The organism is Aliidiomarina sp. (assembly GCF_047920995.1).
Lineage (GTDB): Bacteria > Pseudomonadota > Gammaproteobacteria > Enterobacterales > Alteromonadaceae > Aliidiomarina.
The window spans coordinates 16,310-28,141 of the sequence record NZ_JBLRWZ010000017.1; the positions used below are offsets into that span (position 1 = coordinate 16,310).

An 11,832-nucleotide genomic window follows, 5' to 3' on the forward strand; every position below is an offset into this window, starting at 1 on the left:
ATGAAAAAAGTGATTATTGTTGGAGCTGGCCGAGTAGGCGCCACACTTGCGGAAAGCCTAGTAAGCGAACGCAACGAGGTAACGGTTATCGATCAAAACCGCGTATTGCTGAGCCAGTTGCAAGATAAACATGATTTACGAGTGGTTCAGGGGAACGGTGCGCATCCTGATGTATTGCGGCAAGCAGGGGCAGATGATGCCGATATGCTCATTGCGGTAAGTAGCTTAGATGAAGTGAACATGCTTTCTTGCCAAGTAGCCCATAGCATTTTTAACACGCCACTAAAAATCGCCCGCGTGCGCTCAGAGCAATACACCAAATATCACGATCAGCTGTTTCGTAAAGAACAACTTCCTGTAGATCATATTATATCACCCGAGCAGTTAGTAACTACTTACATAAAGCGCTTAATTGATTACCCCGGGGCACTACAGGTAATTGAATTTGCAGAAGGCAAAGTAAGCTTGGTTGCCGTAAGAGCCTCCTATGGCGGCAAGTTAGTTGGCCACGCTATCGCTGCGTTGCGTAAACATATCCCTAATATTGATACCCGAGTTGCGGCCATATTCCGCCAAGGCCGCCCTATTCGGCCATTAGGAAGCACCATTATTGAGGCAGATGACGAAGTATTTTTCGTAGCCGATAGCAAAGATATTCGGGTGGTAATGGAAGAATTGCAACCACTAGAGGAGCGCTACCGCAACATCATGATTATGGGTGGCGGTAACATTGGTGCCGGTTTAGCGCGGCAACTGGAAGATAACCATCGTATTAAGCTGATCGAGCTTAGCCAAGATCGCGCCGAACAATTGAGCGCAGAGCTCAGCAATAAAACACTCGTTTTACTTGGTGATGCTACAGACCAAACAATGCTTAGCGAAGAGCGTATCGAGGATATTGATGCCTTTATCGCAGTTACCAATGATGATGAAGCGAATATTATGGCCGCCCTGCTCGCTAAACGCATGGGCGCCAAGAAAACCATGGTACTCATCCAACGCAGCGCCTATGTAGATTTGGTACAAGGCGGTGAGATTGATGTGGCCATTTCTCCCCAGCAAGCCACTATTTCAGCACTATTGAAGCATATTCATCGATCTGATTTTGCCAGTGCTTATTCGTTACGCCGTGGCGCCGCAGAAGCGATAGAAGCGGTAGCGCGCGGCGATGAAAAAACATCGCAAGTGGTAGGCAGAGAAGTAAGCGAGTTAAAACTGCCGCCGGGCACCACCATTGGTGCAGTAGTGCGTGGCAGCGAGGTATTAATAGCCCACGATAACACGCTCATTCAGGCCGATGATCACGTTATTCTATTCTTAGTAGATAAGAAATACGTGCATGAAATTGAACGCTTATTTGCGCCAGGCGCCTTATACTTCTAGGGCTAGGTTGGTACCGTTTAAACCCTGCTAAGTTACCTTTAAACTGTAGGCCTAATGCTTCCAGAATGCTGGCGTAAACAACACCAGCAAGGTGAAGATCTCCAAGCGCCCAAATAGCATCGCCAAAACGGCTATCCACTTACCCGCTGCAGATACGCTAGTAAAATTACCTGCTACTTCGCCTAATCCTGGGCCCAAGTTATTTAACGTGGCTGCGGTGGCCCCAAACGCTGAGTAATCATCTAAACCGGTAGCAATAAATAACAGCATAATAATCACGAAAAGTAATGCATATGCTGCGAAAAAACCCCAAACAGCTTGAACTACTCGATCTGGCAATGCCCTATTGCCCCATTTAACCGTAAACACCCCTTTCGGGTGCACCAAGCGATTAATTTCTCGCATGCCCTGCCGATAAAGTAGCAGCACACGAATTACCTTCAAACCACCACCGGTTGAACCTGCACTACCACCGATAAAGCTGGCGAATATCAACAGCACTGGCAAATATAATGGCCAAGTAGCGTATTCTGCAGTAGTGAAGCCAGCCGTAGTAGCAATGGATACGGCTTGGAAAATCCCATGAAATAGCGAATCACTCCAATCGCTATAAAACTGTTGGCTCAGCAGCGTAAGCACCACTAATGCCATCAGTACCAACTGGATACTGAACAACGCTCGTACTTCAGGGTCTCGGGTGTATACCGAAAACGAGCCCTTATTCCAATCGTATTGATTTTTGCCTTCCATTCTACGGCTGTACAAGCGCGGGAAAGCGGCAAAATGCAGGGCGAAGTTCACCGCGGCAATCAGCAAGAAAAGTACGCAAATCATATAGATTACAGGATTATCGTAAAATCCCATGCTGGCATCGTGCGTAGAAAAGCCACCGATAGCTACCGTGGAGAAGGCGTGGCCAATTGCATTAAATGGGGTCATGCCTGCGGCCCAATAAGCAAGCGCACAAGCAATAGTAAGGCCTAAATAAATAAACCACAGCTGTTTTGCCGTATCAGCAATGCGGGGGGTCATTTTTGAATCTTTAACTGGCCCAGGAATTTCCGCTCGATACAACTGAATGCCACCGATGCCGAGCAGCGGCAGAATTGCCACGGCAAGTACGATAATCCCCATACCACCCAACCATTGCAGCTGTTGGCGATAAAAGCGATAAGCATGTGGAAGTTCATCGATGCCGGTAAGAACGGTTGCGCCTGTAGTGGTAAGCCCTGAGAATGATTCAAACATTGAATCTGTGAAGCTTAGCGAATATGCATCTGGCATCCAGAACGGGATTGCTCCCACCGAACCCAATACCACCCAAAACATCACCACAATTACGAAGCCTTCGCGAGTTTTCAGTTCTTGGCGTTTATCGCGGTTCGGGTACCAAATAAGCAACCCAATGCAAAGGCTTAATACAAATGCGAGCAAAAATGCCCAACCACCGCCGTCCTCATAGAAATAGGCAAGCGCTGCTGGCGGCAATAAGGTTACGCTGAAAATGGCTATTAATAGGCCTAAAATCCGCAATATTGTGCGTATTTGCATTGAAAAGCCGTTCCTCGAGCAGTTTTTATTATTTGTTGTTTAAGTTAACCTTGGCCGTTTCCATTAATCTGCATACGCACCAGAGGTTGTAATACATTAGCATCTTTTCCGAGCAACAGCGTATAAATTTGCTGATACGCAAGCACCGCTTTTACGTAATCGCGTGTTTCTTGGTAAGGGATCATTTCTACCCAAATGTCTGCGGCTAAATCAGATTCTGGTAGCCATTGCGCTACCCGATTTGGCCCCGCATTGTATGCTGCAGTAGCGAGCAACCAATTACCATCTTTTCTGTACAAAAGCTCTGCAAGGTATTGCGTGCCCATGCGCACGTTATCTTCTGGCCGATCAATTTGCAATCTCGGCCGCGTACGCGTAGCACTGGAAGCCGTGCGTCTATTTAAGTAATCAGCGGTGCCCGGCATTACCTGCATTAAACCTCGAGCGCCCACCGGCGATACAGCATCAACTTGAAATGAGCTTTCCCGCCGCGCAATAGCAAACACCCACGCTGAATCCACGCGGGCTTGCTCCGCCCATTCGGTTAGTAACTGATGGTGTGCGAGCGGGAAACGGCGGGCTACATCGTTAAAAGCGTTACTACTTGCGAAGCCAAAAATGGCTTGATCATGCCAGCCCCATTCTGATGCTAATAAGGCAATGTATACTTGCTCTTCCGCACTAGCGCGAGCGCGCAATACATTCCATTCCCTACGGGCGGCTAGGTGATTATCTAGATGCAAAAACTCGCGCGCCCTTTGCGCTTCTGGCCGTTGGCTTAAGGCAATTAGCTTATCTGCCACAATTTCGGTGGTTTCGTTATTTAGATTCGGCGGTAAGCTCATACGCGCACTGGCAAGAAAGCCATAATAATTCCGCTCTTGCGCTGCTTGCACCATAAGCTCAGTGGCGTCTTCTAATTCCCCCATCAGCGCCAGCGAGCGGCCCCGCCAATACAGCCACTGCGCCTGCTGCTGTTGCTCTGGCGGCATTGCTAATACTAAATCATTAATTAAATCGAAACGCTGATCTCTTAATAAACTCGACAAATACCACTGCAGCACAATCGGTGACATATCCTCAATCGCCAACCGCTGAAACCATGCTAATGCATTCGGCTCGCCACGCAACGCCAAGGTAACCGCTATCTCAGCATTTACTTGATTGGTTTCGCGCTCGCTAAAGGTGAACTTCTGTTGATAATGTTCCCATGCGGCAATCGTATCGAAGTGGTCGTTCCAACGTAGGCGGCTGAGCGCACTTATCACCAACCTGCGTAAATATTGATCGGTTTGTTCATCACCGGTGGCGCTAATATATTGGTATCGCCGCACCAACCCTGGATTCGCGCGTAATCGACGCTGCAATTCTAATAGCTGTTGCTGCTCTCGCGGTAAAAACCGCAATAAATAGCGAAATAGCGACGTTTGCCCTTCTCTCAATGCCAACTCAGCACGTTGCCACACTACAGCATTGGTGCGCAGCCCTTGCTCTGCCCATAAGCGAAATAAGCCATCACAAGCAGAGGGTAAGCTACGCCCATGCACCCAAAAATCGGTTACTTCTTGCCAAAAATCTGCCTCATCATTACCTTGCCAGTTATCTCGCAAACGATAACGCGAACGCAATGCATGGCATTGCAACGTTAATGAACTTTGCGGCTGATAATCGCGCACATACCGAGCAAAATCATTTTCTTTGCGCAGAAACTCCAACCATGAAGAACGCAACGATCGGCCTGGGGGCGTATTGCCATATACAGCAAGGTATTCCTGAATTACGCTTTCATTGGCATAATTTACACTCGTTTCTAGCAATGCTGCTTCGGCATAGGGAAATAACGGATAGCCGCTGAGCTCTACAAGTTTGCTTCGGGCATCAGTAAGCTGGCGCCGCTCAATTAAAGTTCTTACGGTTTGATATAATTCACGTTGGCTCTCAAGTTGCTGATCAACATGTAATCCCCACGGCTGAATTAGAGGATTAAAGGGGCCTGCCGGGCTATTCGGCTGGCTCGCCTGCTGCGCTATCGTAACCAGAGTTGAAATTGGCGCTTGCTGTGCATTTAGGTGCGGCTCATCCGCTGTGAAAATATCAGGAATAGATTCGTTGCTGAATCCTGGCTGCGCACTCATGCTATGTGCGATAAAATGATGCGTAGTAGCATTACTCGGCTTAATATTGTGCGTCTTAACTATAATGTTGTGCGCCTGAACTGTACCCATACTCGCTAAAGCCAATAACGCTGCGCTAAACAGCATACATAATTGTACAAACGCAGTTTTTTGTATCTGCTTGGGCACCTGTTTTTGCACTGATACACTACTTCTACACATTCGTTTTTATATCTCGTTAACTACAGCTAAAAGTTACTTTCAAACGGGTGTTTAATTTTCTTTCTCATTATGGGATGATTAGTCGCGATTTTTTTACCATACTCTTGTATGTTGTTCGCTTACAACAGTTTGCCACGAACAGTACATGCATTGTAACACGCAAGCAAAAAACTTGAGTGCTGGCAGAGGTTCGCTCTGCTCACTAGTCGGGAGACCAAAGATGATCTACCAAGGTACTAACCTTCATGTTGATTTTATTGAGCCAGGCATCGCCGAAGTTACCTTCGATGCACCGGGCTCGGTCAACAAATTTGACGAAAAAACGCTTAACGAATTTAGTGATGCGCTAGACACGCTAGCTGGCAACACCGATCTAAAAGGTGTGCTCGTTCGCAGCGCCAAATCTACCTTCATTGTAGGCGCAGATATCACCGAATTCCTCACCCTTTTTGCTGATTTAGAAAAAACTAAAACGTGGGTTCGCAAAGCCTCTCGCGTTTTTGACAAGCTAGAAGATTTACCAGTTCCATCAATTGCAGCGGTAAATGGGTTTGCGTTGGGCGGCGGCTGCGAAGCGATACTCGCTTGTGATTACCGTATCGCCGATGAAACTGCGGTTATCGGCTTACCAGAGGTGAAACTAGGCCTTATTCCTGGTTTTGGCGGCACCGTTCGTTTACCTCGCGTAATCGGCCCGGATAACGCACTCGAAGCCATTACTACCGGCATGAACCACAAACCAGAGAAAGCCTTAGCGGTAGGTTTAGTGGATGCGGTTACCAGTAGTGATCGGTTAAAGGAAGGCGCACTCGCTATGCTACGTGATGCCATTGCCGGCGATCTTGATTGGCAGGCCAAACGCCAACCGAAATTAGAAGCGTTAAAAGCGAACGACACTGAAAAATTGATGAGCTTCAGCACCGCCAAAGGTATGGTATGGGCAAAAGCGGGTAAGCATTACCCTTCTCCACATGCTGCCGTTGAAGTAGTAGAGCGCGGTGCAGGTGAAGCGCGTGAACAAGCGCTGAATATCGAAAATGAACTGTTCGTGAAGCTAACGCAAACTGATGCAGCACGAGCTCAGGTTGGCATTTTCCTCGCTGATCAAGTAGTGAAAAGCAAAAGTAAGAAATCGGCTAAATCCGCTACCAAGCAAATTAAACGCGCGGGCGTTTTAGGTGCCGGTATCATGGGTGGTGGCATTGCTTACCAATCGGCCTCGCGTGGGGTACCGGTAGTAATGAAAGATATTCGCCGTGATGCACTTGATTTAGGCCTAAATGAAGCTGCGAAAATTTTAGGTAAAGCTCTTGAGCGCGGCAAGATTAGCCAGAAAGTTGTGGCAAAAACGCTAACCTCGATCACGCCTACGTTAAATAACAGTGAACTAGCTGATGTAGATATTATTGTTGAAGCCGTTGTTGAGAATCCGAAAATTAAGGCTTCTGTATTAGCCGAAGTTGAAAAGGTAGTGGCAAAAGATGCCATTATTACTTCAAATACTTCTACGATTTCTATCGATAAACTCGCGGAAAGCTTAGAAGACCCTTCTCGCTTCTGCGGCATGCACTTCTTTAACCCTGTGCATAAAATGCCATTGGTAGAAATTATCCGCGGCAAGCATACTTCCGATGAAACCATCGCAGCCGTAACCGCATATGCCCTGCAAATGGGGAAAACTGCGATTGTGGTAAATGATTGCCCTGGTTTTTTAGTAAACCGCGTACTATTCCCCTACTTTGCAGGCTTCAGCAAACTGCTTGATGATGGCGTCGATTTCACCGGCATCGATAAAGTAATGGAAAAAGAGTTCGGCTGGCCAATGGGCCCTGCGTACTTATGTGATGTTGTGGGCTTAGATACAGCAGATCATGCAACTAACGTGATGGCTGAAGGCTTCCCTACGCGTATGGCTCGCGATGATAACGGCGCTATTGCGCAGTTAGCCGCAGCTGAACGTTACGGCCAGAAGAACGGCAAAGGGTTTTATGAATACAGCGTAGACAAACGCGGCCGCCCGCAGAAAGTAGTAAACCCTAAAGTTTACGAAATTATTGGTGCGAAGGAAGCGAGCGCAGAGAAAGATGAAATTATTGCGCGCTGCATGATCCCAATGGTAAACGAAATGGTGCGCTGCCTTGAAGAAGGCATTGTGGGTTCAGCAGAAGAAGCCGACATCGCGTTAATTTACGGTATCGGGTTCCCGCCATTCCGTGGTGGTGCTTTCCGTTACCTCGAAACCTTAGGCTTACAGAAATTTGTTGAGTTGGCCGATAAATATGCCGATTTGGGCGAAATCTATCAGGTAACTGATGGGTTACGCGAAAAAGCCAAAACTGGCGGCACTTACTTTAAAAGCTAACCACGAACGGAGAATGTTATGAAAGACGTCGTTATTGTAGATGCAATTCGTACCCCAATGGGCCGTTCGAAGGGCGGTGCCTTCCGCAACGTTCGCGCAGAAGATTTATCTGCTGAACTGATGAAAGGCCTATTAGCACGTAACCCGAATGTAGATCCAAATGAACTCGAGGATATCTACTGGGGTTGTGTGCAACAAACCTTAGAGCAAGGTTTTAACGTAGCGCGGAACAGTGCGTTACTTGCAGGCATTCCGCACCAAGTGGGTGCGGTTACTGTGAACCGTTTGTGCGGTTCTTCAATGCAAGCCATTCACGATGCTACCCGCGCCATACAAACCGGTAACGGTGATATTTTCATCGCCGGTGGTGTAGAGCACATGGGCCATGTGCCGATGATGCACGGAGTAGATTTTCACCCTGGTTTGAACCGCACCGTAGCAAAAGCAGCTGGCTCTATGGGCTTAACTGCAGAGTTACTCGGCAAAAAGTTTGGCATTGGCCGAGAAGAGCAAGACCAATTTGGTGCGCGCTCGCATCGTTTATCGCACGAAGCAACCTTAAACGGCGGTTTTAAAAACGAAATACATGCCATTAATGGCCATGATGAGCACGGCGTATTAAAACGCTTTGCGCATGATGAAGTAATTCGCCCAGAAACCACGGTAGAAGCACTTGCCGCATTGCGCCCGGTGTTTGATCCAGCGAACGGTACCGTTACAGCAGGCACTTCTTCGGCTATTTCCGACGGTGCAGCAGCAACCCTGATTATGTCTGCCGACCGAGCTAAAGCTTTGGGTTTAACGCCACGCGTGCGTATTCGTTCGATGGCCGTAGCCGGTTGTGATCCTTCAATTATGGGTTACGGCCCAGTGCCAGCCACACAAAAAGCATTACAACGTGCTGGCCTAAGCCTAGCGGATATCGATTTGTTTGAGCTGAATGAAGCATTCGCAGCACAAGCGTTAGCAGTAATGCGCGGCCTGAAGATTGAAGATAAAATGGATACTCAGGTGAACCTGCACGGCGGCGCTATTGCCCTTGGCCATCCTCTTGGTTGCTCAGGAGCGCGAATCAGCACTACCTTGATAAACTTGATGGAACAGAAAGATGCAACTCTTGGTTTAGCTACCATGTGCATTGGCCTTGGCCAAGGTATCGCCACTGTATTTGAGCGTGTATAAAGTAGCGATTTAGCTGGGCGATACGTTGTATTAACAACAAGAGGTATCGCAAATAGCTAGTGATGCCGCTAGTTTGTAGCATCGCCCTGCAAATGAAAATCCCGCTTTGGCAGAGAATATGCCTAGCGGGATTTTTTTATCGGTAACGAGCATTTATACTAGTGCTGTTCGCTATTTTTTCTAAAGAGGTTTTATCAATGGCACCACCATTTAGTAATGCCAATCACCATCTCGATACTATAGGTTTACGTTGTCCTGAGCCTGTGATGTTGATACGTGGCAGAATTCGGCATATGGCGGATGGCGAAACGCTATTGGTAATAGCCGATGATCCAGCAACAACTCGGGACGTTCCCGCGTTTTGCCGTTTTATGGATCATCAGTTACTTGCAGCACAAACAGATGAAGCGCCCTACCACTACCTTATTCAAAAGGGTTTATAAGCTACATGTTCCACGTGGAACCCTAAAGCTTATACTCCCAAAATTCAGCATGCCCCATTTCTGGATCTAACTGATAAGGCTTAAAGCCAAACTTCAGGTAAGCCAAACGAGCCGTTTCATTGCCGCTTAATACTTCCAAGGTTAGTTTCACACAACCCCGTTGCTTTGCTTTTGCCGCTGCTGCTGCGATAAGCTTTTGCCCTATATTCTGCCCTCGATAACCCGCTTTCACGGCGATATCATGCAGGTTACATACAGGCTTTGCTGCAAAAGTAGAAAATCCTTCCACGCAGTTAATAAGCCCTACCGCCCCATCTGTTTCATGCCACGCAATAAAGCTATACACCGTTGGCCTAGCCGCCATTTCGCCAATCAAGTTCTGGCGTGTTGCAGCTGGTAAAGCTTCACCTCCGCCCATTGGGTCTTGCGCATAATGATCAAGAAGCGCTATTAAAGCCGCTGCATGTTCTGGATTTTTATAATCTACCGGCTCTATTCGTAACATTTCTTATATATTCCCTATTATTCATCTTCTTATGCCACAATGCATAGCTAAGAATAACCTCAACACCATAGCTTTCTTAGAGATAGCCATGGGGATAATATTAATAATATGAGGATAACAAAATGACGCTCGGAGAACGACTAAAACAACAGCGTAATGATTTAGAGGTTCCACGTGGAACCTCTACAGCACGGGTAAATTACATTACATCACTTCAGGAATATCTAACTCAGGTGGTGCTTTGCGAAATTCAACGAGTTGTTCTAGCCAACTCTCGACATCCTCGCGTACCGGCATCAACATAGTAATCAGAGTGCTGTGGCCGAGCATTTCATACTCAATATAGCGATCCTTACCTTCCCCCACTTGAAAGGTTCTATACCGTTCTATCGCTTCATTCGGTGTATTCAACACCAGTGGAAAGCTAACCGGCTCTTCCGGATAATCACCTAACCTCTCTAAACCATTAATACCCAGCCAGGCCTCAACCGCTGCCCTACTATCGTTCACATCAACAACCTTATCGTCACGACCAACGAGCACAAGCGCCGGAGATTCCGTAGCCATCAGCCGCAGGCCCAGGTTCGTGAGGCGCTCAGCTTCTCCGCTTCGGAGTATGATATTGGCTAGCGCTTTATTGAACCGTGATTCGGAAACGAACCAGCGTACGCGCCAATCTTTTTCCTTTATCTGTCGAAACATGAAGTTCGCATCGCTACGAAAATCTGTCATTGGAGCAACAAATACTAAAGCTGCTGGCGTAACCTCTTCGCGCTTGAACAGCAATTCGAGTTCGGTTATCGCCATCATACCCATGGAAAAGCCCACTAACACAATCGGCGCATTGGCGTAATGATCGCTAACATAGTCACGAATTAGCGCCAGCTCTGGCAAACCAAACGCCATCGGTTTTCGCTCCGTTGGGCCCTCTAGTATCAAGGGCCGTATGCCGAGTGAACGCAACCATACCCCCGTTGGCGCAAACAGATGTGCTGAGCGCATTCCATACCCAGGAGCAACAATCGCAATTGGGGAATCATTCATTAGCTCCGGGAATTGGAACAGCGTTTCCTCCGAAAAGTAATCATTAATTGCTCGGTCCTTTTCCATATTTGAACGCAAAGTTAAGGTCCAGGTGAAATCCTTATGAAGAACTTTCTCGCCTTCTTCGTAGAGCGCTTCCACATCTGCCAGATCGAGATAATGCAAACACCGCTGCGCTAACGTTTCATCGCAAATCTTCCGGCGGTTCGGCGCAACAACTTGTTCAACGCTTGCCATACCTCTCACGGGCTCCATATTCAATATCTGCCTCTCAACAAGGCTAGTGCAGCCGGCCAATGGGAATAGCAGTAAACAGCTGCCCACACCCGTAACAATCCGCTTTATTCGTTTCATACGAAGTCCCTATTTAAAATCACATTCAGCAACATGATCATTTACCATGCCCACAGCTTGCATAAAAGCATACACAATCGTTGGACCAACAAAATTGAATCCCGCCTTTTTAAGCGCTTTTGATAAAGCCACCGATTCCTCTGTTTGGGTTGGTACCTCTGCCATACTCGCAGGGTGATTGATGATCGGCTCTCCACCTACGAAGCCCCAAAGAAACTCACTGAAATCTATGCCTTCGTTCTGCAACTGCATGTAACCATCGGCGTTGCGAAAAATGGATTCTATCTTTAGGCGATTCCGCACGATTGCCGTATTCTGCATTTGCTCAATAATAAACGCCTCTCTTTGTTTACCTTTAATCTTACTAAGGCGAGGTGCATCGAAATTGAAAAACGCAGCCTCATACCCTTTCTGCTTTCTCAAAATAGTTATCCAACTTAGCCCTGCCTGCTGTCCATCTAAGCACAATTTCGCAAACAGCTCTTGGCTATCATGAACCGGCCTACCCCATACTTTATCGTGATATTCCTGGTAATCTGCAGCGTTACCGCACCAAGGGCAGCGATTAATTGCATTATTGCTTGCATCCATTGCGTTTCTCCCTATAAATCGCACGAATGGTTACGGTATAATCACACAAACCCATGCCGCCGCGAAGCGGAAATTCGATTG

General features: G+C 47.4%; 9 protein-coding genes. 4 read left to right on the plus strand and 5 right to left on the minus strand.

Going from position 1 to position 11,832, the window contains the following annotated elements; genetic code table 11:
- The gene (gene trkA, locus ACNA7P_RS06175; RefSeq protein WP_416257747.1) at positions 1–1,383 is read left to right on the plus strand and encodes a Trk system potassium transporter TrkA; all 1,383 of its coding nucleotides are present in this window, start codon (positions 1–3) and stop codon (positions 1,381–1,383) included.
- Positions 1,384–1,434: 51 nt separating this feature from the next.
- Here trkA and ACNA7P_RS06180 read toward each other — a convergent pair whose 3' ends face one another.
- Both ACNA7P_RS06180 and ACNA7P_RS06185 read right to left on the minus strand, forming a co-directional pair.
- Positions 1,435–2,934 carry a TrkH family potassium uptake protein gene (locus tag ACNA7P_RS06180; protein ID WP_416257748.1) on the minus strand — a complete coding sequence of 500 codons (1,500 nt, stop codon included), beginning with the start codon at positions 2,932–2,934 and terminating at the stop codon, positions 1,435–1,437.
- A 44-nt stretch (positions 2,935–2,978) separates the two neighbouring features.
- The gene (locus ACNA7P_RS06185; protein ID WP_416257749.1) at positions 2,979–5,069 is read right to left on the minus strand and encodes a transglycosylase SLT domain-containing protein; all 2,091 of its coding nucleotides are present in this window, start codon (positions 5,067–5,069) and stop codon (positions 2,979–2,981) included.
- 421 nt (positions 5,070–5,490) lie between these two features.
- On the opposite strand from ACNA7P_RS06185, the gene fadB reads away from it, so the two are divergent.
- From fadB to tusA, 3 genes are all read left to right on the plus strand, one after another.
- Positions 5,491–7,632, plus strand: coding sequence for a fatty acid oxidation complex subunit alpha FadB (gene fadB / locus ACNA7P_RS06190; RefSeq protein WP_416257750.1), 2,142 nt, complete (start codon positions 5,491–5,493; stop codon positions 7,630–7,632).
- An 18-nt stretch (positions 7,633–7,650) separates the two neighbouring features.
- Positions 7,651–8,814, plus strand: coding sequence for an acetyl-CoA C-acyltransferase FadA (gene fadA / locus ACNA7P_RS06195; protein WP_416257751.1), 1,164 nt, complete (start codon positions 7,651–7,653; stop codon positions 8,812–8,814).
- A 197-nt stretch (positions 8,815–9,011) separates the two neighbouring features.
- A complete protein-coding gene (tusA, locus tag ACNA7P_RS06200; protein WP_416257752.1) occupies positions 9,012–9,257 on the plus strand; it encodes a sulfurtransferase TusA in 246 nt (81 codons plus the stop codon).
- A gap of 22 nt (positions 9,258–9,279) precedes the next feature.
- On the opposite strand, the gene ACNA7P_RS06205 is transcribed toward tusA, so the two are convergent.
- From ACNA7P_RS06205 to ACNA7P_RS06215, 3 genes are all read right to left on the minus strand, one after another.
- Positions 9,280–9,762 (minus strand): GNAT family N-acetyltransferase, encoded by a 483-nt coding sequence (locus ACNA7P_RS06205; protein WP_416257753.1) that lies wholly within the window; start codon positions 9,760–9,762, stop codon positions 9,280–9,282.
- Positions 9,763–9,966: 204 nt separating this feature from the next.
- Complete coding sequence (locus ACNA7P_RS06210; protein ID WP_416257754.1) at positions 9,967–11,160, minus strand: hypothetical protein; 1,194 nt, start codon at positions 11,158–11,160, stop codon at positions 9,967–9,969.
- A 9-nt stretch (positions 11,161–11,169) separates the two neighbouring features.
- Positions 11,170–11,751 (minus strand): DNA-3-methyladenine glycosylase I, encoded by a 582-nt coding sequence (locus tag ACNA7P_RS06215; RefSeq protein ID WP_416257755.1) that lies wholly within the window; start codon positions 11,749–11,751, stop codon positions 11,170–11,172.
- Positions 11,752–11,832 lie beyond the last annotated feature (81 nt).

What these genes read in the sequence shown, in the direction of transcription:
- ACNA7P_RS06205 (WP_416257753.1), bottom strand. Translation starts at nt 9,762, where the DNA reads ATGTTACGAATAGAGCCGGTAGATTATAAAAATCCAGAACATGCAGCG.
- tusA (WP_416257752.1), top strand. Translation starts at nt 9,012, where the DNA reads ATGGCACCACCATTTAGTAATGCCAATCACCATCTCGATACTATAGGT.
- fadA (WP_416257751.1), top strand. Translation starts at nt 7,651, where the DNA reads ATGAAAGACGTCGTTATTGTAGATGCAATTCGTACCCCAATGGGCCGT.
- trkA (WP_416257747.1), top strand. Translation starts at nt 1, where the DNA reads ATGAAAAAAGTGATTATTGTTGGAGCTGGCCGAGTAGGCGCCACACTT.
- ACNA7P_RS06185 (WP_416257749.1), bottom strand. Translation starts at nt 5,069, where the DNA reads ATGAGTGCGCAGCCAGGATTCAGCAACGAATCTATTCCTGATATTTTC.
- fadB (WP_416257750.1), top strand. Translation starts at nt 5,491, where the DNA reads ATGATCTACCAAGGTACTAACCTTCATGTTGATTTTATTGAGCCAGGC.
- ACNA7P_RS06215 (WP_416257755.1), bottom strand. Translation starts at nt 11,751, where the DNA reads ATGGATGCAAGCAATAATGCAATTAATCGCTGCCCTTGGTGCGGTAAC.
- ACNA7P_RS06210 (WP_416257754.1), bottom strand. Translation starts at nt 11,160, where the DNA reads ATGAAACGAATAAAGCGGATTGTTACGGGTGTGGGCAGCTGTTTACTG.
- ACNA7P_RS06180 (WP_416257748.1), bottom strand. Translation starts at nt 2,934, where the DNA reads ATGCAAATACGCACAATATTGCGGATTTTAGGCCTATTAATAGCCATT.